Here is a 25,998-nt window from a genome sequence, read left to right as displayed (position 1 = left end):
AAGTCGCACGAGGAGGCTCAGGCGAAAGTCGTCCTCAACCCTTCGGCCAGGTCCGAATAGCGGTCGGAGAGCGGGTTCGATCGGCGCCAGACAAGGCCGATCCTGCGTTTGGGGCGGGGTTCCGGCAGGCGGTGCAGGACGACCTCGGCCGAGCGGGTCTCGACCGCTGCGGCCATTTCGGGGATCAGCGTCGCCCCGATGCCTCCACCGACCATCTGGACGAGGGTCGAGAGGGAAGAGCCTTCCATGATCTCGCCCGTCCGGCTTGGGGGTAGCTTGCAGGCAGCAATCGCCTGGTCGCGGAAGCAGTGCCCTTCTTCCAGCAGAAGGAGCGGCGCGGCGGGAAGATCGGCGAGGGAGGGGACCGGGGCCTCGCCAGCGCTGACATGGCGCACCAGCAGGAACTCTTCCTCAAAGAGCGTGTGCTCGGCAAGCGACGGCTCGGAGACCGGCAGGGCAACCAGCGCCAGATCCAGACGCCCCTCGCCAAGGTCGCGCACCAGTTTCGACGTGATCGCCTCGCGCGGGCGGAGGTCGAGCGCGGGGTGCTGACTGGAAAGGTGCCGCATCACCTGCGGCAGAAGATAGGGCGCGACGGTCGGGATCACGCCCAGCCGCAACCGTCCCGAGAGAGGCCCGGCCGTGGCCTGCGTCAGCGTTCCAAGTTCGTCGACAGCACGCAGAACCTCCCGCGCGCGGAGCGCGAACTCCTCGCCCAGAGCGGTCAGGCGGATCTGGCGCGCGCCCCGTTCGACCAATGCGGCCCCAAGGATGCCCTCAAGCTCTTTCACCTGCAGCGAGAGGGCGGGCTGCGAGATCGACGAGGCCTCGGCCGCCCGGCCGAAGTGCCGGTGGCGGTCCAGGGCATCGAAGTAGCGCAGGTGTCTGAGGGTGATCCGGTTCATAATCCTGACTTATCGCATGCATTGGAAAATGCGAATTCCCTTTATCGGGCAGCTGCATTACCAAAGAGATTATCGCCCGGTGTTGATCTGCGCCGCCTTACCCTTGAAGGCGAGGCGAAGCGGACTTTATCTGGCATCTATCCAGCAAGAGGGAACGCAAGATGGACGGAAACGATATCCCCGGCGCGGGCAAATGCCCGGTCATGCACGGCGCGATCACCACGACGACCCAAACGGTCACGGACTGGTGGCCAAAGACCCTCAACCTCGACATCCTGCACCAGCATGACACCAAGGTTAACCCGTTGACCGGGTTCAACTATCGTGAAGAGGTGAAGAAGCTGGACTTCGCCGCGCTGAAGGCCGATCTCGTTGCGCTGATGACCGACAGCCAGGACTGGTGGCCCGCCGACTGGGGGCATTACGGCGGCCTCTTCATCCGGATGAGCTGGCACGCCGCCGGAACCTACCGCATGGCCGACGGGCGCGGTGGTGCGGGCACCGGGAACCACCGCTTTGCGCCGCTGAACAGCTGGCCGGACAACGCCAACCTCGACAAGGCCCGCCGCCTGCTGTGGCCGATCAAGAAGAAGTACGGCAACCGCCTGTCCTGGGCCGACCTGATGGTGCTGGCCGGAACGGTGGCCTACGAATCGATGGGGCTCAAGACCTTCGGCTTCGGCTTCGGGCGCGAAGACATCTGGCACCCCGAAAAGGACGTCTACTGGGGCTCCGAGAAAGAGTGGCTGAAGGACGAACGCTATCCGTCCAAGGAAGACCGGACGAGCCTGGAAAACCCGCTGGCCGCCGTGGTCATGGGCCTGATCTACGTGAACCCGCAAGGCGTTGACGGCCAGCCCGACCCGCTGCGTACCGCCCATGACGTGCGCGAGACCTTTGCCCGCATGGCGATGGACGACGAGGAAACCGTTGCCCTGACCGCAGGCGGCCACACCGTCGGCAAGGCCCACGGCAACAACGACGCGGCCCGGATCGGGGCCGAACCCGAAGGCGCCGGGATCGAGGAAGGCGGCCTTGGCTGGATGGTGCACTCTGCCCGCTCGGTCGGTCGCGATACGATCACCTCGGGGCTGGAAGGCGCCTGGACCACGCATCCGACGAAGTGGGACGGCGGCTATTTCAAGCTGTTGCTCGGCTATGACTGGGAGCTGGTGAAGTCGCCCGCTGGGGCCTGGCAGTGGCAGCCGATCGGCATCAGGGAAGAGGACATGCCGGTCGATGTCGAGGACGGCAAGACCCGCCGGATGCCGATGATGACGGACGCAGACATGGCGATGAAGATGGACCCGAAGTATCGGGCCATCTCGGAGCGCTTTGCAAAGGATCAGGCCGCGTTCTCGGACGCCTTCGCCCGCGCCTGGTTCAAGCTCACGCACCGCGACATGGGGCCGAAGGTCCGCTATCTGGGGCCGTGGGTGCCGCAGGAAGACCTGATCTGGCAGGACCCGGTGCCGGCGGGATCGACCGCCTGGGACGTGGCGGCGGTGAAGGCGAAGATCGCAGCCTCGGGCCTGTCGGTTTCGGACATGGTCGCCACCGCCTGGGATTCGGCCCGCACCTTCCGCGGGTCGGACAACCGGGGCGGGGCGAACGGCGCGCGGATCCGTCTTGCGCCGCAGAAGGACTGGGAGGGGAACGAACCCGCCCGTCTGGCGCGCGTGCTGTCGGTGCTTGAGCCGATCGCGAAGGCGGCAGGCGCCTCGGTTGCCGACGTGATCGTACTGGCCGGCAATGTCGGCGTTGAACATGCCGCGAAAGCGGCGGGCTTCGACGTGACGGTGCCCTTCCACGCCGGTCGCGGCGACGCCACGGACGCCCATACCGACGCCGACAGCTTCGAGGTGCTGGAGCCGGTGGCGGATGGTTTCCGCAACTGGATGAAGAAGGACTATGCCGTCTCGGCCGAGGAACTTCTGCTTGACCGCGCGCAGCTGATGGGCCTGACCGCACCCGAGATGACCTGCCTGATCGGCGGGATGCGGGTGATCGGGACGAACCATGGCGGTACCAAGCATGGCGTCTTCACCGACCGCGTGGGCGCCCTGACCACCGACTTCTTCGCCGGTCTGACCGACATGGCCTACAAGTGGGTTCCGAAGGGCACCAACCTTTACGAGCTGACCGACCGCAAGACCGGGGCCGTGAGGTGGACGGCGACGCGGGCGGACCTGGTGTTCGGGTCGAACTCGATCCTCCGGGCCTATGCCGAGGTCTATGCCCAGGACGACGCAAAGGAGAAGTTCGTGAAGGACTTCGTTGCTGCCTGGGTCAAGGTGATGGAAGCAGACCGCTTCGACCTTCGGGGCTGAAGCGAAGCGCGCGAAATGGAAGCGGCCCGGGACCTTCGTCCCGGGCCGTTCGCAATTCTGGCGTCATCCTTCTTGGGTCTAGTCCGATTCGGCGAAGATTGCCCCGGTTTCGGCCGAGATCATATCCCGCGGTGCGAAGACGACGACAAGCACACCGGCATAGACGGACAGGAACAGAAGGACGGCAGCATAGGTTCTGAACGATCTGGTACGCGACGGCGCCGTTTGGCGCGTATGCGACACATCAGTCATTTCGGGCTCCTCTGAGGTGGCAGCGACTCGGGTCCGATGAGCCGAAGATAGCACCTTGCGCCTTGTCGCGGTTCCCCGAGTTCGTGGAGTTGGCGGAATTTCTTCCCGATCAGATCCATGATCGGCGGAAATTCGCACGTTCCGCCGGCGTTTCTGCACCTGCGAAGGAAATTGTTCACTGCTTGCCGCTACGGAACCCGCTGCGACAATGCCGGGTCAGGTCCGCACACCCGAGAACTTCTGTTGCCATTCGGCGCGTTCCTCGTCGGTGATCTTGCGGAAAAGGTTCTCGGGAACCGTGAACGCATGACCCGGCGCAAGGCTGCGCATGGCGGCGGACACATCCTTCGGCCAGGCATGATCGTCCGAGCCGACGGCCTGCATCATCGCCGCAGCCGCATCGGGAATGAAGGGGGCGGAGAGGATGGCATAGACCCGGATCAGGTTCAGGGTGAGGCGGATGATCGCCTCGGCCTGCGCGGGATCGGTCTTGACCACCGACCATGGGGCAGCGGCCTGCAGGTATTCGTTGCCGATGACCCAGATCGCGCGAAGTTCCGCGGCGGCCTTCCGGACCTCCATCGCCTGCATGTGGGCGGTGTAGTCGGTGATCCGTGCGCCAAGATCGGCGATAAGCGCGGTTTCGAGCGGGCCGAACTGGCCGCCGGCGGGCACCTCGTTGCCGAACTTCGAAACGGCGAACTTGGTCACGCGGCTGACGAAGTTCCCAAGCACATCGGCAAGGTCCTTGTTCACCGAGGCCTGGAAATTCTCCCAGGTGAATTCGCTGTCGGCGGATTCCGGCGCGTGAGAGAGAAGCCACCAGCGCCAGTAATCCGAGGGCAGGATCGACAGCGCCTGGTCCATGAAGACGCCGCGGCCCTGCGAGGTCGAGAACTGGCCGCCGTCATAGTTGAGGTAGTTGAAGGACTTGAGGTAGTCGACCAGCTTCCACGGCTCACCCGACCCCAGGATCGTTGCGGGGAAGGAAAGGGTGTGGAAGGGCACGTTGTCCTTGCCCATGAACTGGTAATAGGTGACGTCCGAAGCGCCCTTGTCGGTGCGCCACCAGCGTTCCCAGGCGGCGTCGTCATGGCCGTTCGCATCGGCCCATTCGGCGGTGCCGGCGATGTATTCGATGGGCGCGTCGAACCAGACGTAGAAGACCTTCCCCTCCATCCCCGGCCAGGGCTGGTCGCCCTTCTTCACCGGGATGCCCCAGTAAAGGTCGCGGGTGATGCCGCGGTCCTGCAAGCCATCACCGTCGTTCAGCCATTTCTTCGCGATGGATGTGGTCAGGATCGGCCAGTCGGTCTTCGAGTCGATCCAGGCCTCCAGCTTGTCCTTGAGCGCGCGCTGTTTCAGGTAGAGGTGCTTCGTCTCGCGCACTTCGAGATTGGTGGAGCCGGAGATCGACGAGCGTGGGTTGATGAGGTCGGTCGGGTCAAGCTGCTTGGTGCAGTTCTCGCACTGGTCGCCCCGCGCGGCCTCATACCCGCAGTTCGGGCAGGTGCCGGTGATGTAGCGGTCGGGCAGGAAGCGGTTGTCGTCGATGGAAAAGACCTGCTTTTCCGAAACCTCGGCGATCAGGCCGTTCTCGGCGAGCTTGCCCGCGAAATGCTGGGTCAGGCGGTGGTTGCGCTGCGATGAGGAGCGGCCAAAATGGTCGAACGAGAGGCGGAACCCGGCGGCGAGGTCCTTCTGCACCTCGTGCATTTCGGCGCAATAGACCTCGACCGGCTTCCCGGCTTTGGCGGCGGCAAGCTCGGCCGGGGTGCCGTGTTCGTCGGTGGCGCAGATGAACATCACCTCATGCCCCATCGCGCGGTTGAAGCGGGCGAAGAGGTCGGCCGGAAGCTGGGAGCCCACGAGGTTCCCCAGGTGCTTGATCCCGTTGATGTAGGGAATGGCGGAGGTGATGAGGATGCGTGCCATGTCTGCGCCCTTGCGTGAGTCCGGCGCTGATTTAGCCCAAGCCGATGCAAAGGGCCAGCGCTGCGGGACCCACGAATTTTCTGCGAAAATTCAGGCCGCGTTTTCGCAGAGAAGGCGTGGTCAGGGCCGGCCGCGGATCATCCGGGTCAAGGTGCCGTCCCCCTCCATCTCGCGCTTCATCGCCCCCAGCATATGCAGGACGACAAGGCCGAACAGCGCCTTGGTCAGGATGTCATGCAAGCGGAACCAGAAGGCCTCGCCCTCCGCCGATGCAGCGACAAGGGGCGGGACAGTCCAGCGATCGGCAATCATCACGTCGATGCCGGTGGCGGAGCTTCCGGCCCATCCGGTCAGCGGGATGGCGAGGAGCAGGATATAGAGCGACCAGTGCGCGACGCGTGCGCCCCAGAAGGCTGCGTTTCGCGGGCCAAGGGGCGGGGGCGGCGGGCTGGCGATGTGCCAGGCGATGCGGGCAAGCACCAGCGCGAGGATTGCAAAGCCGAGCGTCTTGTGCAGCCCGTAAAGCCAGAGGTTGGAAAGGCCCGGCTGCATCTCGGTGATCCGGTTGCCAAGGGCCAGTTGGGCCACGACAAGAAGCACGGTGCCCCAGTGCAGAAGGCGGGTGACAAGGCCGAATTCGGCCGGACCGTTCCGAAGCGCCATGGGTCAGCCTATCGCGTCGATACGGGCGGTGATGACGATGCGCACCTCGTCGCCCACCATGTCCGACCAGCCGGTCGCCCCGAAATCGCTGCGGTTGACGCGCCCGGTCAGGCGCACTGTCAGGCGGCTGCGGTCATCGGCGGCGCTGCCCTGGGGGCGGAAGACCTGGGCGACAAGGGTCACGGGTCGCGTCACCCCGCGGATCGTGAGGTTGCCGGTCACCTCGGCGGTTTCGCCCGCGCCAGTGATCGAGGTGCTTTCGAAGGTCATCTGCGGATGGGTCGCCGCATCCAGCACCTTCGGGCCGCGCAGAGCCTGCGCAGCAAAGGGAAAGCTTGCGGTGGCACCGGAGACGTCCAGCGTGACCGAGATGGTGCAGTTGGCCGCGTTGTCGAAGTCCAGCCGAAGGTCCGCCTCCTTGAGCGGGATCGCGCCGGTGATCAGGTCGGGCCCGAAGTCGGTCTCGAAGGCGACGGTGGAGGCTTCGGGATCAAGCCGATAGGCGATCGGCGCCGCCAGTGCCGGAAAGACCAGCGCGAGTTGGACTATCAGGGCGGCGAGCAGGGCTTTGGGCATCGGGGTCCCCTTCCGGCACCTGCCTATCAGGTAGAACGGCCTGCACGTAATCAATCTGTCGTGCGGTCGGCCAGCGCGGGCGGGGCGGGTCCCGGAATCAGGGTTCGGGTGACAGACGCTCCAGCGTCTCGGGCGCGTCGCCCTTGCGGCCAAGCCGCCAGCGGGCGGGCGGCGCAAGCCGGGCGCGCAGGCGCGTCAGGACCCAAGACGCCTCGTCCGACCAGAGAAGCCCCCGGCTGGGCAGGGGCGCCATGTGCCAGCGGCTTTCCACCCCCGGCGCGCCGCCCTGCCCCGGTGTGAGGAGAAGCCCCAGGGGCGGCACCGCGCCGCCCTGATGCGCCGCCTCGGCCCCCGCGCCGGCGGCAAGATGCAGGCGGCGGACGGGGGTCAGGCCGAGAAGTGCTGTCGTCTCGACCACCACCAGCGGAGCGGCACCTGACCGCAGCGCCTCTTCCGCTGCCCAGAGGGCGCTTTCGTCCCGGTCGGCCTGCACAAGGATCAGCCGCGCAGGGTTGGCCAGCGGCTGAAGTCCCGCCACATTCAGCCGCTCCGGCCCCCAGCCGGGCCGGATCCAGACCACCGGCCCCTCCGACCGCGCCATCACCCCCGCCGCCAGCCTGATCCGTGACGGGCCGCAAACCTCGTGCAGCCGCCCCCGCAGCAGCGTCAGGTCCCCGGCCAGGGGTTGCAGGTCACGGGGCCGCGGTGCGGCCTGGTGGTGGATTGGCAGACTCATGCAGGAAAGGTAGCTTGTTCACTTTACGCTCTCAAGTCTGGCCCTTTGCCCCGGCTGCGATCCACCCTAGCTTGCAGCCCTGACAAAGGAGGCAAGATGCGGACCCTGACCCTTGGCAAGACCGGCCTGACGGTTTCCGAGATCTGTCTTGGCACGATGACCTGGGGCACCCAGAACACGGAAGCCGATGGCCATGCCCAGGCCGACATGGCGCTGGACCATGGCGTCACCTTCTGGGACACGGCCGAGATGTACCCGGTAAACCCCGTGCGGGCCGAGACGGTCGGCCGGACGGAAGAGATCATCGGAACCTGGCTTGCCGCGCGGGGCGGACGTGACCGGCTGGTGATCGCCACCAAGATCACCGGGAGAAGCCAGTTCGTGCGGCCAGGCCAACCGATCAGCGGGGCAAGCCTGCGCGAGGCGGTGGAGGGATCGCTGCGGCGGTTGCAGACCGATTACATCGACCTTTACCAGCTCCACTGGCCGAACCGGGGCAGCTATCACTTCCGCCAGCAATGGACCTATGCCCCGACCGGCATCGACCGCGCGGCCGAGACGGCGCAGATGACCGAAATCCTCCTGTCCGCGCAGGCGCTGGTGGTGGAAGGCAAGATCCGCGCTATCGGCCTTTCGAACGAAAGCGTCTGGGGGGCGGCCCGCTGGCTGCATCTGGCCGACTCCCTCAGCCTGCCGCGGATGGCCACGGTCCAGAACGAATACAGCCTGCTCTGCCGGCAGTTCGACACCGACTGGGCCGAGCTGAGCCTGGCCGAGGACATGCCGCTCCTCGCCTTCTCGCCGCTGGCGACGGGGCTTCTGTCGGGCAAGTATGCAGGCGACGTCATCCCCGAAGGATCACGCCGCAGCCTGAATGCCGACCTGAGCGGGCGGATCACGCCGCAGGTCTTCCCGGCCGTCGCGGCCTATCTTGGCATCGCGGCGCGGCACGGGCTTGATCCCTGCCAGATGGCGATTGCCTTCTGCCGGTCGCGGCCCTTTTCGGCAATCCCGATCATCGGGGCGACGACGCTGGAGCAGCTTAAGACGAACCTCGGCGCGGCCTCGGTCACCCTTTCGCCCGAAGTCCTTGCCGAGATTGCGGAAACCCACCGGACCTATCCCGCGCCTTACTGACCGGCCTTGCAGCGTCGGTCGGTTCAGGGCACATCAGGGCTGCGCGACCCGAGGAGCCTGATGTCCCTCCTGCCCCGTCTTTGCCTGATGCTTGTCCTCTCTGGCCTCGCTGCCGGTTGTCAGACCGGCACGACCACGACGGGCGTCGGCGATGTGACCCCCAATGCGGTCACCGGCGGCGTGATCGAGGTGACCGCGCTGGATGCCCCGCCAGCCTCTCCGCCCGCCGGGACAGCGACAGCGATGTCGGCGACCGAGCCGGCAGATGCCCCGGAAACCGAGGTCGCAGCCCCGTTGCCGGATACGCAGCCCTTGGCTGCCGGGACCGTGACCGAAACCGAAGCCACCTCGGCCGCAGCCACCTCAGCCGAAGCCGCCGCGCCGGAAGCCGCGGAAGCCGAGGTTGCGCCCCCGCCGCCCCCAAAGTCCGAACTGCAGATTGCATGTGAGCGCAGGCGCGGCAGCTGGGAGGATACCGGCGGCGGGCTGATGGTCTGCATCCGGCCAACCCGCGACGGGGGCCAGCGCTGCACCCGCGAAAGCCAGTGCGAGGGTCTTTGCCTTGCCCGCTCGGGCACCTGTTCGCCGCTTGACCCGCTTCTGGGCTGCCATGACATCCTTCTGGATAACGGAGCACGGGCAACCCAATGTTTCGAGTGACCCTTGCGGCGATCCTTCTGGTTTCAGGCTGCGGGGTAGCCCAGCGCGATGACGCGGGCTTTCGGGATGCCGAGGCGCCGATCTGGTCGGCGGCCGCCTTCGCCCCGTCACAGGTGACCGGAAGCTGGCAGCAGGTGGCCGCCTTTACCGCCAGTTCGGGCGGCTGCAGGTCCGGGGCTATCACGGTTGATCCTGCCCCCGGTGGCTTTGCGGTCAAGGGCACGCTGTGCCTCGACGGCGAGGCGCGCAAGGTCGACGCGCTGGCGCGGCCCATCGGTCCAGGTCGGCTGTCGGTCGACGGACAGGCGGATTGGTGGGTTCTCTGGGTCGACAGTGGCTACCGGACGCTTGCCGTCGGCACGCCCACCGGCCAGTTCGGCTTTGTCCTTGATCGCGGGGCGATCCCGAAGGATCGGCTGGACGCGGCGGCCGAGATCTTTGCCTTCAACGGCTATGTCTCGGCTCGGCTGCAACCCTTCTGAAGACTTGGCGATCAGGCAACCCGGTCGCAAAGGGATTGCAGGAATGCCGGCATGTCGCGCGCGCCGACCTCGGCCTCGCGGACGAGAAAGTCGAAGTGCCGGGTGATCGTCTCGACCCGCACGGAGTCACGGAAGGCAAGATAGTGCCGGCCAAGATAGATCACCGCCAGTTGCTGGCCGAAGATCGTGACAGGGGCCGAAAAGAGCTTGCGGGCGTCGAAAAGGCAGATGCGCAGCGACGGGTAGAGCTGGTTGCACAGTGCGATGAGGTGGGTCAGCTGCTGCATCCGCAGTTCCGCCGACAGGCCCTCGTAGTATCCGCTGGCGGTCGCGAAGGCGATCAGTTCATGCCGGGGCAGCGCGATTTCATAGTCAGATCCCGCCCCGCGCATCCATTGCAGCCGATCCTCGAAGGCCCCGATCGCCTGGTCGGCGGACCGGCCAAGCTGCGGGGTGTATTCCCATTCGACCATTGCCCGGATCTTCAGCATGTCTGGCAGGGTGGCCGGGACATGGCGGATCTTGTAGCCGGCGGCTTCCTGATGCCAGGCGAAGATGCGCTCGTCGATCAGCGCGCGCGGTGCTTCGGTCAGCGTCAGCGAGGCGGCCAGAAGGTCCGCGATGGGTTCGGGCCGGCCCGACAGCCCCAGAAGCCAGTCGGCACTGATCCCCAGCGCCCGGGCACAATCGGCGGCAAGCTGGGCGTTGGGCAGCCGCGTACCCGATTGCAGCAGGGCCGAGATGGTCGAACGGTCGACGCCGGTCTGACGCGCAAGCTCGGCCTGGGTCAGGCCGCGTGCGGCCATTGCCTCGGCCAGACGGGTGCGAAAGACCGGGGCACGGTCACGCTTGTCGACTTTATCCATTAGTCGTCCTGTTTATGCAACATTGGTTGACTTTCCGTGACAATATCCTGAATTCCCGACCAAGGCGAGGATTGCTAACCTAGGGCGGACTTCTTCTTGTCGAGCAAGATCGTGACACCAGAAAAACGGGCCATCGAATGGCCGACCCTGATCGTATTCACCGCAACCTACGCCCTCTGGGGACTGGCAACCACCCTCCTCTGGCAGATCTCGCCGGTTCTTGCGGTGCTGGCAGCCGCCCTGGCGATTGCCCAGTATTCGTCGCTGACGCATGAGGTACTGCACGGCCACCCCTTTGCGAACCAGACCCTGTCCGAGGCGCTGGTCTTTCCCGGGATCACGGTCTTCGTGCCCTACCTGCGCTTCAAGGACCTGCATTTGCAGCACCATTTCGACCCGGCGCTGACCGACCCCTATGACGACCCGGAGTCGAACTACCTCGACCCCGCCGTCTGGGCACGGCTGTCGGGGGGCTGGAAGGCCGTCCTGCGGTTCAACAACACCCTCTTCGGCCGGATGCTGATCGGGCCTGCGATTTCGCTCTGGTCACTTCTGGCGCTTGACTTCGGCCTTGCCCTGAAGGGCGACCGCCGGGTGATCCTGGCCTGGGCCTTGCACCTGCCGGGGCTTGCGCTGGTGGTCTGGTGGCTTCTGTCGGTCGGCACGATGCCGATCTGGGCCTATGTCCTGGCGGCCTACCTTGGCTGGAGCGCCCTGAAGATCCGCACTTACCTGGAACACCGCGCGCATGAGGCGGCGCGGGCCCGCACGGTGATCATCGAAAGCCGTGGGCCCCTGTCGCTGCTGTTCCTGAACAACAACTTCCACGTCGTGCACCACATGCACCCGGGCGTGGCCTGGTACCGGCTTCCGTCGCTCTACTTCAGCAATCGAGACCATTACCTGCGGCGCAATGACGGCTATGTCTATCCAAGCTACGTGAGGATCTTCAAAGAATTCCTCTTCCGCGCCAAAGACCCGGTGCCGCACCCGATCTTCCCGGTCGACAAGGGCGGCGCGGCCCGGTCAGACAATCCGGCGGAAGCGCGGGGTGTCGCCGGAGTTGTCGAAAAACGGGACGCCGGGCTGGTCATGGCCGGCGAATAGCGCGGCAACCTCGGCCAGCACCACTTCGGTGATAAACGGCAGGTCCAGCGCCCGCGCCTCGGGCAGAGGAAGCCAGCGCAGGTGCGCAAGCTCGCCCGAGGCGGCAGAGAGATCGTTCTGGTCACCGGGCAGGATGTCGGCATCCGCCAGAAGGAAGCGGGCATCGAACCGGCGGCTGCGCCCGGGCGGCGTGATGGCGCGGAAGACGAAACGCAAGGCGCCTATCGCCGCGGAGGGAACCGCAAGGCCCGTCTCTTCGGCCAATTCCCGCAGTGCGGCGGCAACGATCACATCGGGCGCCGGTGCATCGGCCCCGGAGTAAAGCCCCAGCCGCCGGGTGCAGGCGTCCTCCAGGTAGCCCGGGCGCGGGGCGGCATGATCGGACGGATCGACCCCGCCCCCCGGAAAGACGAACTTCGAAGGCATGAAGACCGCACCGGCCCCGCGCTGCCCCATGAGCACCTCGGGGCCGTTCCCGCCCTGTCGGGTCAGGATCACCGTGGCGGCGGCCCGGATCGGATCAGACATCCGGCGCGGTTCCGAAGCCATGCATCCGCTTGGCCCATTGCAGGGCGACGAGGCCCCCCTTCAGCCGTGGCAGGAGATACAGGGACAAAGCCGAGGTCAGAAGCGAGAAGAAAACCGCGATGAACAACGGGTCGGGGTCAAAGTGGGAATAGGCGACATGCAGGGCCGGTGCGATGAGGTGGCCGACCACAAGGATCGTAAGGTAGGCCGGCCCGTCATCAGCCCGGTGATGATGCAGCGCCTCGCCGCAGGTCGGACAGGCTTCGCGCACCGTCAGATAGCCCTGCATCATCGGCCCCTCCCCGCAGTTCGGGCAGCGCCGATTCCAGCCGCGCATCAGGGCCGGGCGCAGCGGGCGCTCGTCCTCGGCGTCGGGGACGGTGATCGGGGAGAGGGCTTGGGACATGGTATGACTTTCAAAGTGACGGACGGGACGCATCCCAGGGTCAGGCATGCCAGCATAACCTGACTGGAAAGCCTGCGACAGGGGCTGCGAAAAGACCCCGGCGAAAGTCGCCACAAAGACGGCGACGGAAACCGTCGGCCGCCGCGTGAAAGCTGCAGACGGGTCGACAAAGCGGCCCCGCATCAAGGAGAGACACATGACCCTTCCGAAAACCTCTGCCGCCGTTCTTGCCCTTGCAGGCGCCGTCCTCGTGTCGGCACTTGGCTCCAGCACGATCGCCCAGACCGCCCCCGATGAGGGCGAGCGCGGGCCGCGCCTTGCCGAGATGTTTGCCGCCATCGACGCGGACCAGGACGGCAAAGTGACGCAGGAAGAGCTTGCAGCCCACCGCGCCGCGATGTTCGCCGCAGCCGACAGCAATGGCGACGGGTCCCTGAATGCCGACGAACTGGCCGCGCGCCAGCTTGCCCGGTTCAACGAGCAGCTTCAGGACCGTACCGCCCGGATGATCGAGCGCATGGACGACAATGGCGACGGCAGCCTATCGCCGGACGAAATGGGCGAAGGCCCGCTGGAGAACCGGTTTGCCCGGATCGACACCGACAACGATGGTGCCATCTCGCAGGCCGAGGCCGAGGCTGCAGCCGAACGCTTTGCCGAGCATCGCGGCAAGCGCAAGCATGGCATGCGGGACGGCTGGTTCAACTGAACGGGCTATGCCCGCCTGCGCCAAGGGGGTAGACCTGATCCGGCATGAACATGGCCTACGACGCAGACACGGACGTGCCGGACGAGGCGCTCTTGGTGCTTTATGCCAACGGCGACCGTCACGCGGCACTGGCCCTGACCCGGCGCATCACGCCCCGGGTCATGGGCTATGCCGCGCGCATGCTGGGGGGCGACCGGGCCGAGGCCGAGGATGTGGCGCAGGAAACCATGCTGCGGCTCTGGCGGATGGCACCGGAGTGGCGGCAGGGCGAGACGAAGGTGACGACCTGGGCCTACCGGGTCGCCACCAATCTTTGCATCGACCGGCAGCGGACACGGGCGCGGCGCGGGCAGGTGGCGCTCGATGCAGTGCCCGACCCCGTCGATGACGGACCGAGCGCCGAAGGCCGCCTGCAAGAGGCCGGACGGCTGGCGGCACTTGAGGCGGCACTTGCCGACCTGCCCGACCGCCAGCGGCAGGCTGTGGTCCTGCGCCACATCGAGGGCCTCACCAACCCCGAGATCGCTGCGGTGATGGAGATCGGGATCGAAGCGGTGGAAAGCCTGACTGCGCGCGGCAAACGCGCTCTGGCGGCGCGTCTGAGTGGGCGCAAGGCCGATCTGGGATACGAGGATGATGATGATGCGCGATAAGGACCTGGACGACATTCTGGCGCTGGCCGCCGCGAACCGGCCTGCGGCGGACCCCGATCTTCTGGACCGGGTGCTGGCCGATGCAATCGCGGCCCAGCCGAAACCCGCGACCGCACCACCCCGCCCGGCGCCGTCCCATGGCGTTCTGCAGCGGCTGGCGCTCGCCTTCGGTGGCGGGGCGGTCCTCGCGGGCGTGACCTCGACCCTGGTTCTGGGGCTGGTGATCGGTTACCTCAACCCCGCGACGCTGGACTACCTGACCGGCGGAACCGTCGAGGCGATCGACCTCTTTCCCGATGCCGAATTCCTGACATTGGAGGGCTGAGCATGACCGACGCCGCACCCACTGGACCCGCGACGCCACCACCCGCGCCCACTGTGCCGCAAGTGCCGGGCGGCTCACGCTGGATCAAGATCGCCCTGGCGATCTCGGTCGCACTGAACCTTGCCGTTGCGGGTCTGGCCGCCGGGGCATGGATGCGCGAGGGGCGCGACCGGGGCATGCCCCGCGACATGTCCTTCGGCCCCTTCACCGAGGCCCTGAGCGATGGCGACCGGCGAGAGTTGCGCCGCGCCCTTGCCGACCGGATGCCCGGCTTCCGTGAGGCGCGGCAGGAAATGCGCGCCGACTTTGCCGTTCTCGTGGCCAGCCTGCGCGCTGTCCCATTCGATCCGGCCGCCACGGAAGAGGCCCTGTCGGCAATCTCGCGCCGGGCGATGGACCGTCTTGATCTTGGCCGCGACCTTATCTCCCAGCGCATCGCTGCAATGACTGACGCCGAGCGGCAGGCCTTTGCCGACAGGCTGGAACGCGGGCTGAAGCGGCGCTGATCCTGACGCTTCCGGTCGGCAAGCGACCGGGGCAAGCGGCAATTGCGAAGCGAGAGCGACCCGAAGGTCCCGAACTCCTGGTGCCCGCGGCCGGACTTGAACCGGCAAGGCCTTGCAGCCGAGGGATTTTAAGTCCCCTGTGTCTACCATTCCACCACGCGGGCATCTGCGCCACAGCATAGTGGGTTTGGCGGCCACGCAAAGGTAGAAAGCTTATCCCGGGCCAGAGGCCGAACCAGTGTTGCGGCGCAGGCTTGGGGACGCCAAGTCGTTGACGTGACGCTTTCGACCCCGCATCCTCTGTCCTGTGTTCTCGTCCCTCAGGAGTCTCAGCATGCCTCGTCTCATCCTCACGTCCCTTCTGGCTGGTCTGGCCCTGTCCGGAGCCGCCTTGGCACGGGACGTGACTGGCTCTGTCGCCTACCGCGAGCGCATCGCATTGCCAGAGGGGGCGGAACTCCTCGTGGTACTGAACGGCCCCTTCGGCCAGGTGGCCGAACTGCGCAGCACGCCCGAAGGCCAGGTTCCCCTGCCGTTCACCATGTCGACCGAGGATCCGGGTCCCCTTACCCTGCGGGCAGCGCTCTTCTCGGGCGGGGCGCAGGTCTGGCTTACGGCCGAGATTCCGGTTCCCGAGGGTGCGGCGGACGTGGACCTTGGCGAACTGGCCCTGCAGCGGCACGTGCCGCTTGGCTTTGCGTCAACGATGAAATGCGGCGACCGGCTGGTCGACATCGGCTTTGCGGGTGAGGTTGCGCGGCTGCGGGTCGGCGCTCAGGTGATCGAGCTTCAGCCGGAACAGGCTGCCTCCGGTGCCAAGTTCAGCGACGGGGCAGGCAACGGCTTCTGGTCCAAAGGCAATCGGGCGAAGGTCACGCTGGGCGGGACGGACCTGCCGGAATGTGTTCCGGTGATTTCACCTACCCTTCCCCTTGTCGCGCGCGGGAACGAGCCTGGATGGGTGGTGACCCTCGCGCAAGAGGGTGTCGTCTATTCGGGTCAGGACGGCACGAAATGGGAGATTGCGCTGCCAGCAGCGACCGAGGACGGCGGGTCCACCGCCTTTGACAGCGGCGACGGTATGCTGATCCAGGTGACCGCGAAACTTTGCCGGGACACCATGACCGGCATGCCATTCCCGTTCGCCGTCACTCTGACGAACTATGCCGACGACACATCGCCGGAGCTTTTTGGCTGCGGCGGCGATCCTGCGACCCTTCTCGAAGGGACCTGGCGGCTGGTCGACTTTCCGGGCGTGACCGAACCCGACGGCGCGGATGTGACGCTGGAGGTCCTGCGCGGCGGGCGTATCGCCGGCAAGGCCGGGTGCAACCGCTTCATGGGCGGCATGACGCTTTCGGGGGAAGGGCTGTCCCTCGAACCCGGCGGCATGACGATGATGGCCTGCCCTGACGATCTCATGGCCTTCGAGCGCGCCTTCATCGACCGCCTGGCCGGGGTCACCCAGTTCGACTTCGACGAAGCGGGCCACCTGGTCCTGCTCGCCAATGGGTCCCCGGCGGCGGTTTTCGCCCCGTGATGCCGCATTGCGGCGATTGACTTCACCCGCAAGCTTTACCCTTATGGGGCAAAGTTTGTGGGGGAGTGCATGAACAAGGTCTATCCCAACGCGGGCGCGGCCCTTGACGGGCTTTTGAAGGACGGAATGCTGATCGCCGCCGGGGGCTTTGGCCTTTGCGGCATCCCTGAGCTTCTGATAGCGGCAATTCGGGACAGCGGCGTAAAGGGCCTCACGGTCGCCTCGAACAACGCGGGCGTCGATGGCTTCGGCCTCGGCCAGCTTCTTGAGACACGGCAGGTCAAGAAGATGATCTCGTCCTACGTCGGCGAGAACGCGGAGTTCATGCGCCAGTACCTGAGCGGAGAGCTGGAGCTGGAGTTCAACCCGCAAGGCACGCTGGCCGAACGCATGCGCGCGGGGGGCGCGGGGATCCCCGGCTTCTACACCGCGACCGGCGTCGGCACCGTGATCGCCGAGGGGAAAGAGCATCACGACTTCGACGGCAAGACCTATATCCTTGAACGCGGCATCGTCGCGGACCTGTCGATCGTCAAGGCCTGGAAGGCCGACCCGTCGGGGAACCTCGTCTTCCGCAAGACCGCGCGCAACTTCAACGTCCCCGCCGCCACCTGTGGTCGGACCTGCGTGGTCGAGGTCGAAGAGATCGTGCCGCTCGGGTCGCTTGAGCCCGACACGATCCACCTGCCGGGGATCTATGTGCACCGGATCATCGCCGGGACGCATGAAAAGCGGATCGAACAGCGGACCGTCCGCAAGAAGGAGGCCGTGTGATGAGCGAGGCAAAAGGGTGGGACCGCAACGGCATGGCGGCCCGCGCAGCGCAGGAGCTGCGCGACGGGATGTATGTGAACCTTGGCATCGGCATCCCGACGCTGGTGGCGAACTACATCCCCCAGGGCGTGAACGTGACCCTGCAATCGGAAAACGGGATGCTTGGCATGGGCCCCTTCCCCTTCGAGGGCGAGGAAGACCCCGACCTGATCAACGCGGGCAAGCAGACGATCACCGAACTGCCGCAGACCGCCTATTTCGATTCCGCGACCAGCTTTGCGATGATCCGCGGCGGCAAGATCGCGATGGCGATCCTTGGCGCGATGGAGGTTGCCGAGAACGGCGACCTTGCGAACTGGATGATCCCCGGCAAGCTCGTGAAGGGCATGGGCGGGGCGATGGACCTTGTCGCCGGCGTGGGCCGCGTGGTCGTCGTGATGGACCACACCTCGAAGCACGGCGAGTCCAAGGTCCTGAAATCCTGCACGCTTCCCCTCACCGGCAAGGGCGTGGTCGACCGGATCATCACCAACCTCGGGGTCCTCGACGTCGGCCACAAGGGCCTGCACATCGTGGAACTCGCCCCCGGCGTGACCGAAGCGGAACTCCGCGCCGCAACCGAGGCGACGATCGTTGACTGACCATGTCGTAGAACGCGAACACGGGGCGACCAAGGGCCGCTTCGTGATCCGCAAGGGGGCGGAGGAGGCAGAACTCACCTACTCCGTCACCACCCCTACGCTGATCATCGCCGACCATACCGGCGTTCCCGACAGCTTTCGCGGCACGGGCGCGGGACTGGCCCTTGTCGAGGCGCTGGTCGCCGCCGCGCGGGAGGAAGGCTTCAAGGTCGTGCCCCTATGCCCCTTCGTGAACGCGACCCGCAAGAAGCATCCCGAATGGGCGGATGTCTTCGCCTGACCCTTAGCCGCCGGTCGACAGGATCCTGAACACGCAAGGGTCCGTCACCAGCTCGGGCGGGCTGAGACACAGGCCCTGGGCCACCTGCCATGCCGCCAGCACCTTCGGCACGTAATCCCGCGTTTCGGCATAGGGCGGCACGCCACCATTGGCCCGCACCGCGCCTTCGCCGGCATTGTAGGCGGCAAGCACCATCAGCGGGTCGTTGTCGAACTCGCCCAGAAGCCAGTCCAGATAAGCCACCCCGCCCTTGATGTTCTGCACCGGGTCGGTCGAATCGCTGACTCCGAACCGGTCAGCAGTGGCCGGGATGAGTTGCATCAGGCCGACCGCACCGGCATGGCTGACCGCGTCGGACCGTCCGGCGCTTTCAATGCCGATAACCGCAAGAACAAGTGCCGGCGAAACCCTGGTGTCCAGGGTCGCCTTCAGGATCTCGGTTCCGTATCTGTCGGCAATCTCCTGCAGGTGCTGCATCCGGGGCGCACGGACCGTCGCGCCGCCTGGCCCCTTGGACAGTGACGACAGCGCAAGATCAAACCGCCCCGACACATCGGCCAGGCTGGGCGATACCTTGTCCCAGAACCACGCATAGGACGATTCGGGGCCGTCACCGGGGGTGACCCCGTTGTCACGCCCCGCCTTGTCCGTCTGCGGCTCCGGTTCTGGGACGTCGACGCCATCCGGATCCACCTTCGGCAGCGCGGCCAGAAAGCGGGCCTGTTCCTCAGGGTCGATCTGCACGGTGATCCGCTTTCCGGGCTGGCTTTCGCCAACCTTGATACGCTTGAAGCTGAAGTCGTCGGCGTGGGCCGAAAAGGGTAGGGCCGCGCAGAGAATCACTGCGGCAGTCCGTCTGGTTTTCCGCATGGGCGGGTGCCTGCTCTTGTTGTTCTTTTCCCGGAGAATCGCAGTTTCGGCAGGTTCCGACCAGCTTTTTCACCTGCAAAAAATGGCATTTCCGCCAGATTTGACCGAAAAACCACGTCCTACCCGAGGAGGCTTTCGAAAAGATTAAGCTTTTTTCCCTTCATTTTCCTATACTTCTGCGAATCTTGCGATTTTCTGTCTGCTTCGGCGATTTCTTTTTGGGTTGTCCAAACTGATGCCACGATTGGGGGGCCATATGTGCCCATACCGAACGGCGACGACGATGAACGAAGACGGTGCCGAAGCGGTTGAGCAAGTGTTCAAACCCTAGAAAGGACTGCCAACATGACCAAGTTTTCCGCCTTCCTGAACGACGAAACCGGCGCCGTGACCGTTGACTGGGTGGTCCTGACCGCCGCTGTCGTTGGCCTGGGCCTCGTCGTCTTCACCTTCGTCCAGCCCGCGATCTCGAACCTCGCTTCGGACATCGGCGCGGAAGTCTCGCAGGCCGGCTCGAAGATGAAGGCTGCCGACGGCACTCCGTGATCCTGAGGAACCACATGGTTCCATGCTCCGGCCGCGCTCAAAAGGCGCGGCCGTTTGCGTGACGCGGGAGCTCAATTGAACGAAGGATCAGAGTACGGCGTGGAATTGTCTGATGTCGGCTAAAGTTTCGCCGCATTCGCAAGTGACCCTACGCTGATGGTTAAGGTCCGATTGCCAAGCGGAGGCCAGGACATGAGCTTTGGGACGTTCCTTGCGGACGAGTCCGGTGCAGTCACCGTGGATTGGGTGGTGCTGACGGCGGGAGTAGTGGTCCTTGCCGTCCTGGTGATGCCGCCGATCCAGGTGGCCATCGTGGACATGGCCGTCTACATCGGCGACACGATTGCCGAGTATTCGAAGTTTCTCGAATAGCGGCAGCAGCGCGACAACCGTCTCAGGCTTCTGGTCGTTGGCTTGAAGGAAAGCTCGTTCACGACTAGCTTCATTCTGGGATTTTGACCTGAAACAAGAAGACCAAGAGGTAGCAGATGAGAGCGGTATTCGGATTGGTCCTTTTGCTCGGCATGGCCCTTGCCGGTGCAGCGGTCTACATGATCCAGGACTACATCGCGCAGACAGACGCCCTTCTTCAGAAAGAGCGCGAATTCAACGCAAAGGCCGGCAAACTTGTTGAAGTCTATGTCTTCAACAAGGAACTGAACTACGGCGATGCCCTCACACCGGACGATGTCCAGCTGATCTACTGGCCGGAGCAGGCCCTGCCCGCGACGATCTTCCGCGACGCGGCCGAACTCTTCCCTGAGAACGCCGATGGCCCGCGTTACATCATGCGCAAGACCGAGGCGTTCGAGCCGGTTCTGGCCAGCCGTGTCACTGAACCAGGCGAGCTTGCGGGACTTACCGCAAAGCTGGCTCCGGGAATGCGGGCGTTCCAGATCACCGTCGGCGTCGCCTCGGGTGTGGCCAGCTTCGTGCAGCCGGACGACTTGATCGACGTCTACTGGACCGGTTCGATCAACGGCGTTGAGACGACACGCCTGATCGAGTCCGGCATGCAGATCATTGCGGTCGACGACGCCTTCAACGAGGGGCAATCCACAGGTGGTACAGCCGGCACCATCACCGTGGCCGTGTCACCCGAAAAGGTTGCCCGCCTCACCCAGGCGCAGGCGACCGGGCGACTGACGATGTCACTGGTCGGCGACGACCAGAGCGTTGTGTCGGAAAACATCGAGGTCGACACCAACGAACTGCTCGGAATCGTCGAGGAAGTTGTCGAAGTCGCTCCCGAAGTTGTCGAAGCTCCCAAGTGCTTCCTGCAGCAGCGCAAGGGCGGCGAACTCGTCGATACGAACATCGAGATCCCCTGCACGAACTGACGCATCGGCGTGACCAACTTCAGAGGGTGCGGCCACAGGATATGGGGCCGCGCCCTTGGCATTTTCCAACCCATTGCGACCTGTTGCACGTTATCCACATAAAGAAACCATTCCAACTGATTGATTATTGAAAACAAACAGCCCGTCCGTCATCGTGTGCATGTTAAGGGCAACCAAGACCCTCCCGAGGCGTGGTCGAAAGGGCAGATCACATGAACATGAAACGATTCCTTATTGCGGGCTACCTGGGCGCGATGCTTGCGTCCACGGCCATGACGCCCGTTTCCGCCGAAGTTCTGCGTGTACTGCAGGGCCAGGCGACCGGCGCACTCAACGTCCCGATGAACCGGGCCGTTGTCGTTGAAAGTGATGTTCCCTTCGCGGAACTCTCCATTGCAAACCCGGGCATCGCAGATATCTCGACGCTGTCCGACCGTTCCATCTATGTGCTCGGCAAGGCGCCGGGCCGCACGACGCTCACGCTCCTGTCACCCGACGGGCAGCTGATCTCGAACGTCGACGTGCACGTCACTCCCGACGTGGCCGAATTCAAGGAGCGTCTGCAGCAGATCCTTCCGGGCGAACAGATCGAAGTCCGCACCGCGAACGACGGCATCGTGCTGTCGGGACAGGTCTCCTCGACCGCCAAGCTGGACCGGGCGCTGGACCTGGCAAACCGCTACGCACCGGATCGGGTCTCGAACCTGATGGTGGTGGGCGGCACGCAGCAGGTCATGCTGAAGGTGCGCTTCGCCGAAATGAACCGCAGCGTTTCCAAGAGCTTCGGCTCGTCCGTCGCGATGAGCGACGGCAGTCGTTTCGCGGCTGAAACAGGAACGTTCCTTGCTCCGGGCAACGGACTCGGGACGGGTATCACGCTTGGCTCGGATGTCGCCGGCGGGGTTCGTTTCGGCGGGTCGGTCGGCGGGCTTGAGTTCGAGGTCCTGCTGGAAGCGTTGGAAGGCAAAGGCATGGTCCGCACGCTGGCCGAGCCGAACCTCACCGCCCTCTCCGGACAGGAAGCAACCTTCCTCGCCGGTGGCGAATATCCGGTTCCCGGCGAATCCGAAGGCGGTGGCACGACCATCACCTACCGTCCCTTCGGTGTGCAGCTCACCTTCATTCCCACGGTCGTCGACCAGGACATCATCAACCTCGTGATCAACGCGGCCGTGTCCTCGATCGACGTGGCGAACGGCCTGTCAACCGGCGATGACGTCGTCATCCCCGCCTTCAAGCGCCGCGAAACCTCGACGACGGTCGAAATGCGCGATGGCGACAGCTTCGCCATCGCGGGCCTCCTGCAGGATGACTTCACCAACGCTGCCACGCAGGTTCCGTGGATCGGGGATGTGCCGGTGCTCGGCGCACTTTTCCGTAGCTCGGAATACCAGCGGGCGCAGACGGAACTGGTGATCATCGTCACGCCGCATCTGGTGACCCCGGTCGCCGGTGCCGCGCTGGCCTTGCCGACGGACCGGGTGCGGATCCCGACTGAAAGCGAGTTCTTCCTCTTCGGTCAGACCTCCGGCGTTGCCAAGTCGGGCGCTGCCGGTGAAGTCGCCCGCCAGGATTTCAGCACCTCCTATGGCTATGTGATGGAGTAATACGATGACCGCTACGCTTCCCAAGATGCTAGCCGCCACGGCACTCCTCGCGCTTGCCGCCTGCGGAGAAGCCGGCAAGAGCGAACTCGGGTCCGGTGTTGACAAGGGTACCTTCGGCAATGCGACGATGAACAATACCCTGCTCCAGACCGGGCAGATCAACTACACCGTCGCCCTCGCCGAACGCTTCAATGCCGAGGTCCGGGACACGATCAACTTCGAGTTCGACAGCGCCGAACTGACCGAAGAAGCCCGCATGATCCTTCGCGAGCAGGCGAACTTCATCCGGCAATTCCCCGAGGTCCGCTTCAAGGTCTTCGGGCATACCGACCTCGTCGGATCGGCCGCATACAACCAGCGGCTCGGCCTGCGCCGGGCACAGGCAGCCGTGGCCTATCTTGTCTCGCAAGGGATCTCCAAGTCGCGGCTCGAGGCGGTCGTCAGCTTCGGCAAGACGCAGCCCATCATCCAGACCACCCAGCCCGAGATGCGAAACCGCCGCACCGTTACCGAAGTGTCCGGCTTCGTCGAATCGAACCCCCTGGTGCTGAACGGTAAGTATGCCGAGATCATCTGGCGCGGATATGTGGAGAGTGCAACGCGTGCCGTCGAAGGGATATCCGGCACTCAGTCAGAGGTTGCAAGCGAGTAGGTTTTCGCCGCCAATCCTGTACAAGGCCGGGCATCGTTGCCCGGCCTTGTCGTTTCCATAGCGTGATGAAACCGCAGAAACAGGCATTTTTGGCCCAATTCTCGCCACCATTCCTGACCAGTGTCGGCCTGACAACGAAAGCCCGCCGTTTCTCTTGGCCATGTGACAATGGTTCAAGACAAGCGTGACACGATTCCTTTATAGTTCAGCATGTTCCGACGACGGGCTGAAAGGACGCAAGACGACATGACGAGTAAACCAACCGTTCAAAGCGATCCGGCGCCGATTCTGGCCTGCACGATCTCGCGCGATGTTCAGAGGTTCGATCTCTTGATCGACGACATGGAACAAGAGCTTGGCGAGGCCTGGGGCGACCTCAACTTCGAGGATGCGCTTGTTTTCCTGAAACAGCCGGACAGCTCGGGCATGCAGTTCGTCGCAATCGCCGTCGACAGCGAGGACGAAAGCGAACTGTCGAAGATGAACGACGTGATCAAGGCGGCCAAGGCCAAGAAGATCAAGGTCCTTCTCATCGCCAACCAGGTCAGCCCGTCGGTTCTTTACCAGATGCAGAAGCTTGGGGCCGATGACTTCGTGCCCTACCCTCTGCCGGAAGGCGCACTGCACGATGCGATCGAACGGCTGCGCAAGCCCAGCCCGGTACTGCCCGAAGGCTATGATCCCGAAACGGGCACCTTTACCGGCGTCGTCAAGCCCAGGGGCGATCGCAACGGCGTCATCCTTCCTGTCCATGGTATGGCGGGCGGGGTCGGCTCCTCGACCTTCGCGGCGAACCTCGCCTGGGAGCTTTGCAATCTTCCCGATGCAGAAGACGTGCGCGTCTGCGTCATCGATCTCGACCTGCAGTTTGGCGCCATCGCCACCTATCTTGATCTGCCGCGCAAGGAAGCGGTGCTGGAAATCCTCACCGATACCCAGGGCCTGGACAGCGACAGCCTGATCAAGTCGATGCTCACTTTCAACGACCGGCTGCATGTCTTCACCGCCCCCGCCGACATGCTGCCGCTGGAAATGGTCAGCGCCGAAGACATCGGACGCATCCTCGACACCGCGCAGGTGAACTTCGATTTCGTCATCGTCGACATGCCATCGACCGTCGTGGGCTGGACCGAGGCCGTCCTGCAGCGCGCTCATGTCTATTTCGCGCTTCTGGAACTGGACCTGCGGTCGGCGCAGAACATCCTGCGCTTCATCCGTGCCCTCAAGGCCGAGGCGCTGCCGCATGACAAGGTGCGCTACGTCCTGAACCGCGCGCCGAAATTCACCGACCTTTCCGCGAAGGCGCGCGTCAAGCGGATGGCCGAGAGCCTCGATATCGATATCGAAGTGCAATTGCCCGACGGCGGCGAGCAGGTGACCCAGGCCAACGACCACGGTCTTCCGATTGCCGAGAATGCCGCCAAGAACCCGCTTCGCAAAGAACTGCAGAAGCTTGCGAAGTCGCTTTATGACCTGAACAAGACCGCAGAAGCCGCAAGGGCCTGACCCAGATGGGCCCATCTGAAGGGGAATGAACCGTGTTTAGCCGCTTTTCGAAGTCTCCGCCCCGCGCCGGCACGCCCACCTCGCCCGCGACGGCTGCCGTTGAAAGGGCCGGCATGGCCGGCCGGGTGCAGCAGGCACCGGTCTCGCAGAAGGCCGCGGCCGAGGCTCTGGCCGCCGACCGCGAGAAGAAGCGCAAGGAACGCCTGACCGAACTCAAGGTGCAGATCCACAAGCGCCTTCTTGAAGACCTCAACCTTTCAGCGCTGGAGAACGCCAGCGAACAGCAGCTCAAGACCGAGATCGGAAGCCTCGCGTCCGAGGCCCTCGACGAGATGTCGGTCGCCCTGAACAAGGACGACCGGATCGCCCTGAACCAGGAGCTTTATGACGAGGTCATGGGCCTTGGCCCGCTTGAGCCCCTCCTGAAGGACGAGACGATCAACGATATCCTCGTGAACGGCCCGAAGCGCATCTTCGTGGAACGCGCCGGCAAGCTCGAGCTGTCCGACGTCACCTTCCGCGACGAACGCCACCTTCTGCGCATCATCGACAAGATCGTCAGCGCCGTCGGCCGCCGGGTCGACGAACAGAACCCTTATTGCGACGCCCGTCTGGCCGACGGCAGCCGTTTCAACTGCATGATCCCGCCAATCGCCGTCGACGGCTCGCTGGTCTCGATCCGTAAGTTCAAGAAGGACAAGCTGAAGATCCAGGACCTGGTGAACTTCGGCGCCTTCACCGAGGAAATGGCCGCCTACCTGCAGGCCGCCGTGTCCTGCCGACTGAACATCGTTGTCTCCGGCGGTACGGGTTCGGGCAAGACGACCACGCTGAACGCGCTTTCCTCGTTCATCGACAACCACGAACGTGTGCTGACGATCGAGGACACCGCCGAACTCCAGCTCCAGCAGGTCCACGTGGGCCGGATGGAAAGCCGCCCCGCCAACGTCGAAGGCAAGGGTGCCGTGACCCAAAGGGATTGCCTGCGCAACGCCCTTCGTATGCGTCCGGACCGCATCATCGTCGGAGAAACCCGGGGCGAAGAAGTCATCGATATGCTTCAGGCCATGAACACCGGCCACGACGGCTCGATGACCACGATCCACGCCAACAACCCGCGCGACGCGATCAGCCGCCTCGAGAACATGGTCGCCATGGCCGGGATCGAGATGCCACTGAAGGCCATGCGCAGTCAGATCGCGTCTGCCGTCAACCTGATCGTTCAGGCCAGCCGCCTGCAGGACGGGACACGCCGGATGACCTCGATCACAGAGATCACCGGCATGGAAGGCGAAGTCATCTCGATGCAGGAAGTGTTCCGCTTCGAACGCCTTGGTATCGAGCCTTCGGGCCGCATCATCGGGCGCTTCAACGCCACCGGCATCCGGTCTTCCTACTCTGACCGTTTCCGCCAGTGGGGCTTTGATCTGCCTGCCTCGATCTACGAACCGACCATCTGAGAGGCG

30 protein-coding genes and 1 tRNA gene are annotated in these 25,998 nt (G+C 64.8%); 20 read left to right on the top strand and 11 right to left on the bottom strand.

Annotation, left to right across the window (positions count from 1 at the left end):
* Window positions 1–17: 17 nt before the first annotated feature.
* A complete protein-coding gene (locus AC2D9V_RS10000; RefSeq protein WP_484713926.1) occupies window positions 18–905 on the bottom strand; it encodes a hydrogen peroxide-inducible genes activator in 888 nt (295 codons plus the stop codon).
* A gap of 161 nt (window positions 906–1,066) precedes the next feature.
* Between AC2D9V_RS10000 and katG the strand changes: the two genes are divergently transcribed.
* Complete coding sequence (katG, locus tag AC2D9V_RS09995; RefSeq protein ID WP_484713925.1) at window positions 1,067–3,235, top strand: catalase/peroxidase HPI; 2,169 nt, start codon at window positions 1,067–1,069, stop codon at window positions 3,233–3,235.
* Window positions 3,236–3,313: 78 nt separating this feature from the next.
* On the opposite strand, the gene AC2D9V_RS09990 is transcribed toward katG, so the two are convergent.
* The 5 genes from AC2D9V_RS09990 to AC2D9V_RS09970 form a co-directional block, all read right to left on the bottom strand.
* Window positions 3,314–3,487 (bottom strand): hypothetical protein, encoded by a 174-nt coding sequence (locus AC2D9V_RS09990; RefSeq protein WP_484713924.1) that lies wholly within the window; start codon window positions 3,485–3,487, stop codon window positions 3,314–3,316.
* A gap of 216 nt (window positions 3,488–3,703) precedes the next feature.
* On the bottom strand, window positions 3,704–5,422 hold the full coding sequence (gene metG, locus AC2D9V_RS09985) for a methionine--tRNA ligase (protein ID WP_484713923.1): 1,719 nt from the start codon (window positions 5,420–5,422) through the stop codon (window positions 3,704–3,706).
* Between the two features lie 120 nt (window positions 5,423–5,542).
* On the bottom strand, window positions 5,543–6,085 hold the full coding sequence (locus AC2D9V_RS09980) for a cytochrome b (protein ID WP_484713922.1): 543 nt from the start codon (window positions 6,083–6,085) through the stop codon (window positions 5,543–5,545).
* A gap of 3 nt (window positions 6,086–6,088) precedes the next feature.
* Window positions 6,089–6,661: a YceI family protein gene (locus tag AC2D9V_RS09975; RefSeq protein WP_484713921.1), complete on the bottom strand. Its 573-nt coding sequence runs from the start codon at window positions 6,659–6,661 to the stop codon at window positions 6,089–6,091.
* A gap of 97 nt (window positions 6,662–6,758) precedes the next feature.
* Complete coding sequence (locus AC2D9V_RS09970) at window positions 6,759–7,397, bottom strand: ImuA family protein (protein ID WP_484713920.1); 639 nt, start codon at window positions 7,395–7,397, stop codon at window positions 6,759–6,761.
* 96 nt (window positions 7,398–7,493) lie between these two features.
* Here AC2D9V_RS09970 and AC2D9V_RS09965 point away from each other — a divergent pair, with 96 nt between their 5' ends.
* Genes AC2D9V_RS09965 through AC2D9V_RS09955 form a run of 3 tightly spaced genes read left to right on the top strand, consistent with a single transcriptional unit; the run spans window position 7,494 to window position 9,676 of the window.
* Window positions 7,494–8,534 carry an aldo/keto reductase gene (locus tag AC2D9V_RS09965; RefSeq protein WP_484713919.1) on the top strand — a complete coding sequence of 347 codons (1,041 nt, stop codon included), beginning with the start codon at window positions 7,494–7,496 and terminating at the stop codon, window positions 8,532–8,534.
* Between the two features lie 60 nt (window positions 8,535–8,594).
* Complete coding sequence (locus AC2D9V_RS09960) at window positions 8,595–9,194, top strand: hypothetical protein (protein ID WP_484713918.1); 600 nt, start codon at window positions 8,595–8,597, stop codon at window positions 9,192–9,194.
* A complete protein-coding gene (locus AC2D9V_RS09955; RefSeq protein ID WP_484713917.1) occupies window positions 9,182–9,676 on the top strand; it encodes a lipocalin/fatty acid-binding family protein in 495 nt (164 codons plus the stop codon). The genes AC2D9V_RS09960 and AC2D9V_RS09955 overlap by 13 nt, the downstream gene beginning before the upstream one ends.
* Before the next feature lie 11 nt (window positions 9,677–9,687).
* Here the strand turns inward: AC2D9V_RS09955 and AC2D9V_RS09950 are convergent, their stop codons facing one another.
* Window positions 9,688–10,542: a helix-turn-helix transcriptional regulator gene (locus AC2D9V_RS09950; protein ID WP_484713916.1), complete on the bottom strand. Its 855-nt coding sequence runs from the start codon at window positions 10,540–10,542 to the stop codon at window positions 9,688–9,690.
* Window positions 10,543–10,638: 96 nt separating this feature from the next.
* Here AC2D9V_RS09950 and AC2D9V_RS09945 point away from each other — a divergent pair, with 96 nt between their 5' ends.
* Window positions 10,639–11,649, top strand: coding sequence for a fatty acid desaturase (locus tag AC2D9V_RS09945; protein ID WP_484713915.1), 1,011 nt, complete (start codon window positions 10,639–10,641; stop codon window positions 11,647–11,649).
* On the opposite strand, the gene AC2D9V_RS09940 is transcribed toward AC2D9V_RS09945, so the two are convergent.
* Together AC2D9V_RS09940 and AC2D9V_RS09935 are read right to left on the bottom strand one after the other, a co-directional pair.
* Window positions 11,569–12,177, bottom strand: coding sequence for an NUDIX hydrolase (locus AC2D9V_RS09940; RefSeq protein WP_484713914.1), 609 nt, complete (start codon window positions 12,175–12,177; stop codon window positions 11,569–11,571). The two genes, AC2D9V_RS09945 and AC2D9V_RS09940, sit on opposite strands and share 81 nt — an antisense overlap.
* Window positions 12,170–12,583, bottom strand: a complete 414-nt coding sequence (locus AC2D9V_RS09935) for a DUF983 domain-containing protein (RefSeq protein WP_484713913.1) — start codon at window positions 12,581–12,583, stop codon at window positions 12,170–12,172. The genes AC2D9V_RS09940 and AC2D9V_RS09935 overlap by 8 nt, the downstream gene beginning before the upstream one ends.
* 196 nt (window positions 12,584–12,779) lie before the next feature.
* On the opposite strand from AC2D9V_RS09935, the gene AC2D9V_RS09930 reads away from it, so the two are divergent.
* The 4 genes from AC2D9V_RS09930 to AC2D9V_RS09915 are packed head-to-tail and all read left to right on the top strand — an operon-like array spanning window position 12,780 to window position 14,776.
* The gene (locus AC2D9V_RS09930; protein WP_484713912.1) at window positions 12,780–13,292 is read left to right on the top strand and encodes an EF-hand domain-containing protein; all 513 of its coding nucleotides are present in this window, start codon (window positions 12,780–12,782) and stop codon (window positions 13,290–13,292) included.
* A 44-nt stretch (window positions 13,293–13,336) separates the two neighbouring features.
* Window positions 13,337–13,945: an RNA polymerase sigma factor gene (locus tag AC2D9V_RS09925; protein WP_484713911.1), complete on the top strand. Its 609-nt coding sequence runs from the start codon at window positions 13,337–13,339 to the stop codon at window positions 13,943–13,945.
* Window positions 13,935–14,270, top strand: coding sequence for a dihydroorotate dehydrogenase (locus tag AC2D9V_RS09920; protein ID WP_484713910.1), 336 nt, complete (start codon window positions 13,935–13,937; stop codon window positions 14,268–14,270). The genes AC2D9V_RS09925 and AC2D9V_RS09920 overlap by 11 nt, the downstream gene beginning before the upstream one ends.
* Window positions 14,271–14,272: 2 nt before the next feature.
* Window positions 14,273–14,776, top strand: coding sequence for a periplasmic heavy metal sensor (locus tag AC2D9V_RS09915; RefSeq protein WP_484713909.1), 504 nt, complete (start codon window positions 14,273–14,275; stop codon window positions 14,774–14,776).
* Window positions 14,777–14,854: 78 nt separating this feature from the next.
* Here the strand turns inward: AC2D9V_RS09915 and AC2D9V_RS09910 are convergent.
* Window positions 14,855–14,940 (bottom strand) — tRNA-Leu (locus AC2D9V_RS09910).
* Between the two features lie 170 nt (window positions 14,941–15,110).
* On the opposite strand from AC2D9V_RS09910, the gene AC2D9V_RS09905 reads away from it, so the two are divergent.
* The 4 genes from AC2D9V_RS09905 (at window position 15,111) to AC2D9V_RS09890 (ending at window position 18,011) form a co-directional block, all read left to right on the top strand.
* Window positions 15,111–16,316, top strand: a complete 1,206-nt coding sequence (locus AC2D9V_RS09905; RefSeq protein WP_484713908.1) for an META domain-containing protein — start codon at window positions 15,111–15,113, stop codon at window positions 16,314–16,316.
* Window positions 16,317–16,385: 69 nt separating this feature from the next.
* Window positions 16,386–17,090: a CoA transferase subunit A gene (locus tag AC2D9V_RS09900; RefSeq protein ID WP_484713907.1), complete on the top strand. Its 705-nt coding sequence runs from the start codon at window positions 16,386–16,388 to the stop codon at window positions 17,088–17,090.
* Window positions 17,090–17,731, top strand: coding sequence for a 3-oxoacid CoA-transferase subunit B (locus AC2D9V_RS09895; RefSeq protein WP_484713906.1), 642 nt, complete (start codon window positions 17,090–17,092; stop codon window positions 17,729–17,731). The genes AC2D9V_RS09900 and AC2D9V_RS09895 overlap by 1 nt, the downstream gene beginning before the upstream one ends.
* Window positions 17,724–18,011: a GNAT family N-acetyltransferase gene (locus AC2D9V_RS09890; RefSeq protein WP_484713905.1), complete on the top strand. Its 288-nt coding sequence runs from the start codon at window positions 17,724–17,726 to the stop codon at window positions 18,009–18,011. The genes AC2D9V_RS09895 and AC2D9V_RS09890 overlap by 8 nt, the downstream gene beginning before the upstream one ends.
* A 3-nt stretch (window positions 18,012–18,014) precedes the next feature.
* Here the strand turns inward: AC2D9V_RS09890 and AC2D9V_RS09885 are convergent, their stop codons facing one another.
* Window positions 18,015–18,881 (bottom strand): lytic transglycosylase domain-containing protein, encoded by an 867-nt coding sequence (locus AC2D9V_RS09885; RefSeq protein WP_484713904.1) that lies wholly within the window; start codon window positions 18,879–18,881, stop codon window positions 18,015–18,017.
* A 345-nt stretch (window positions 18,882–19,226) separates the two neighbouring features.
* On the opposite strand from AC2D9V_RS09885, the gene AC2D9V_RS09880 reads away from it, so the two are divergent.
* The 7 genes from AC2D9V_RS09880 to AC2D9V_RS09850 all read left to right on the top strand — a co-directional run bounded on the left by AC2D9V_RS09880 (window position 19,227) and on the right by AC2D9V_RS09850 (window position 25,992).
* Window positions 19,227–19,427: a hypothetical protein gene (locus tag AC2D9V_RS09880; RefSeq protein ID WP_484713903.1), complete on the top strand. Its 201-nt coding sequence runs from the start codon at window positions 19,227–19,229 to the stop codon at window positions 19,425–19,427.
* A gap of 192 nt (window positions 19,428–19,619) precedes the next feature.
* Window positions 19,620–19,799, top strand: a complete 180-nt coding sequence (locus AC2D9V_RS09875; RefSeq protein ID WP_484713902.1) for a hypothetical protein — start codon at window positions 19,620–19,622, stop codon at window positions 19,797–19,799.
* A gap of 116 nt (window positions 19,800–19,915) precedes the next feature.
* Window positions 19,916–20,767, top strand: coding sequence for a Flp pilus assembly protein CpaB (cpaB, locus tag AC2D9V_RS09870; RefSeq protein WP_484713901.1), 852 nt, complete (start codon window positions 19,916–19,918; stop codon window positions 20,765–20,767).
* A 212-nt stretch (window positions 20,768–20,979) separates the two neighbouring features.
* Window positions 20,980–22,374, top strand: coding sequence for a type II and III secretion system protein family protein (locus AC2D9V_RS09865; RefSeq protein ID WP_484713900.1), 1,395 nt, complete (start codon window positions 20,980–20,982; stop codon window positions 22,372–22,374).
* 4 nt (window positions 22,375–22,378) lie between these two features.
* Window positions 22,379–23,026, top strand: coding sequence for an OmpA family protein (locus AC2D9V_RS09860; RefSeq protein ID WP_484713899.1), 648 nt, complete (start codon window positions 22,379–22,381; stop codon window positions 23,024–23,026).
* A gap of 246 nt (window positions 23,027–23,272) precedes the next feature.
* Window positions 23,273–24,532: a CpaE/TadZ family protein gene (locus tag AC2D9V_RS09855; protein ID WP_484713898.1), complete on the top strand. Its 1,260-nt coding sequence runs from the start codon at window positions 23,273–23,275 to the stop codon at window positions 24,530–24,532.
* Window positions 24,533–24,645: 113 nt separating this feature from the next.
* A complete protein-coding gene (locus AC2D9V_RS09850; RefSeq protein WP_484713897.1) occupies window positions 24,646–25,992 on the top strand; it encodes a TadA family conjugal transfer-associated ATPase in 1,347 nt (448 codons plus the stop codon).
* The last annotated feature ends 6 nt before the right edge of the window (window positions 25,993–25,998 follow it).

This window comes from Tabrizicola sp. T46 (assembly GCF_057219895.1).
This window is presented reverse-complemented; position numbering and strand designations above follow the sequence as displayed.

What these genes read in the sequence shown, in the direction of transcription:
- AC2D9V_RS09935 (WP_484713913.1), bottom strand. Translation starts at nt 12,583, where the DNA reads ATGTCCCAAGCCCTCTCCCCGATCACCGTCCCCGACGCCGAGGACGAG.
- AC2D9V_RS10000 (WP_484713926.1), bottom strand. Translation starts at nt 905, where the DNA reads ATGAACCGGATCACCCTCAGACACCTGCGCTACTTCGATGCCCTGGAC.
- AC2D9V_RS09880 (WP_484713903.1), top strand. Translation starts at nt 19,227, where the DNA reads ATGACCAAGTTTTCCGCCTTCCTGAACGACGAAACCGGCGCCGTGACC.
- AC2D9V_RS09965 (WP_484713919.1), top strand. Translation starts at nt 7,494, where the DNA reads ATGCGGACCCTGACCCTTGGCAAGACCGGCCTGACGGTTTCCGAGATC.
- AC2D9V_RS09895 (WP_484713906.1), top strand. Translation starts at nt 17,090, where the DNA reads ATGAGCGAGGCAAAAGGGTGGGACCGCAACGGCATGGCGGCCCGCGCA.
- AC2D9V_RS09925 (WP_484713911.1), top strand. Translation starts at nt 13,337, where the DNA reads ATGAACATGGCCTACGACGCAGACACGGACGTGCCGGACGAGGCGCTC.
- AC2D9V_RS09900 (WP_484713907.1), top strand. Translation starts at nt 16,386, where the DNA reads ATGAACAAGGTCTATCCCAACGCGGGCGCGGCCCTTGACGGGCTTTTG.
- AC2D9V_RS09940 (WP_484713914.1), bottom strand. Translation starts at nt 12,177, where the DNA reads ATGTCTGATCCGATCCGGGCCGCCGCCACGGTGATCCTGACCCGACAG.
- AC2D9V_RS09855 (WP_484713898.1), top strand. Translation starts at nt 23,273, where the DNA reads ATGACGAGTAAACCAACCGTTCAAAGCGATCCGGCGCCGATTCTGGCC.
- AC2D9V_RS09850 (WP_484713897.1), top strand. Translation starts at nt 24,646, where the DNA reads ATGGCCGGCCGGGTGCAGCAGGCACCGGTCTCGCAGAAGGCCGCGGCC.
- AC2D9V_RS09970 (WP_484713920.1), bottom strand. Translation starts at nt 7,397, where the DNA reads ATGAGTCTGCCAATCCACCACCAGGCCGCACCGCGGCCCCGTGACCTG.
- AC2D9V_RS09920 (WP_484713910.1), top strand. Translation starts at nt 13,935, where the DNA reads ATGCGCGATAAGGACCTGGACGACATTCTGGCGCTGGCCGCCGCGAAC.
- AC2D9V_RS09980 (WP_484713922.1), bottom strand. Translation starts at nt 6,085, where the DNA reads ATGGCGCTTCGGAACGGTCCGGCCGAATTCGGCCTTGTCACCCGCCTT.
- AC2D9V_RS09960 (WP_484713918.1), top strand. Translation starts at nt 8,595, where the DNA reads ATGTCCCTCCTGCCCCGTCTTTGCCTGATGCTTGTCCTCTCTGGCCTC.
- AC2D9V_RS09950 (WP_484713916.1), bottom strand. Translation starts at nt 10,542, where the DNA reads ATGGATAAAGTCGACAAGCGTGACCGTGCCCCGGTCTTTCGCACCCGT.
- AC2D9V_RS09875 (WP_484713902.1), top strand. Translation starts at nt 19,620, where the DNA reads ATGAGCTTTGGGACGTTCCTTGCGGACGAGTCCGGTGCAGTCACCGTG.
- AC2D9V_RS09905 (WP_484713908.1), top strand. Translation starts at nt 15,111, where the DNA reads ATGCCTCGTCTCATCCTCACGTCCCTTCTGGCTGGTCTGGCCCTGTCC.
- cpaB (WP_484713901.1), top strand. Translation starts at nt 19,916, where the DNA reads ATGAGAGCGGTATTCGGATTGGTCCTTTTGCTCGGCATGGCCCTTGCC.
- AC2D9V_RS09885 (WP_484713904.1), bottom strand. Translation starts at nt 18,881, where the DNA reads ATGCGGAAAACCAGACGGACTGCCGCAGTGATTCTCTGCGCGGCCCTA.
- metG (WP_484713923.1), bottom strand. Translation starts at nt 5,422, where the DNA reads ATGGCACGCATCCTCATCACCTCCGCCATTCCCTACATCAACGGGATC.
- AC2D9V_RS09930 (WP_484713912.1), top strand. Translation starts at nt 12,780, where the DNA reads ATGACCCTTCCGAAAACCTCTGCCGCCGTTCTTGCCCTTGCAGGCGCC.
- AC2D9V_RS09915 (WP_484713909.1), top strand. Translation starts at nt 14,273, where the DNA reads ATGACCGACGCCGCACCCACTGGACCCGCGACGCCACCACCCGCGCCC.
- AC2D9V_RS09990 (WP_484713924.1), bottom strand. Translation starts at nt 3,487, where the DNA reads ATGACTGATGTGTCGCATACGCGCCAAACGGCGCCGTCGCGTACCAGA.
- katG (WP_484713925.1), top strand. Translation starts at nt 1,067, where the DNA reads ATGGACGGAAACGATATCCCCGGCGCGGGCAAATGCCCGGTCATGCAC.
- AC2D9V_RS09975 (WP_484713921.1), bottom strand. Translation starts at nt 6,661, where the DNA reads ATGCCCAAAGCCCTGCTCGCCGCCCTGATAGTCCAACTCGCGCTGGTC.
- AC2D9V_RS09955 (WP_484713917.1), top strand. Translation starts at nt 9,182, where the DNA reads ATGTTTCGAGTGACCCTTGCGGCGATCCTTCTGGTTTCAGGCTGCGGG.
- AC2D9V_RS09860 (WP_484713899.1), top strand. Translation starts at nt 22,379, where the DNA reads ATGACCGCTACGCTTCCCAAGATGCTAGCCGCCACGGCACTCCTCGCG.
- AC2D9V_RS09865 (WP_484713900.1), top strand. Translation starts at nt 20,980, where the DNA reads ATGAACATGAAACGATTCCTTATTGCGGGCTACCTGGGCGCGATGCTT.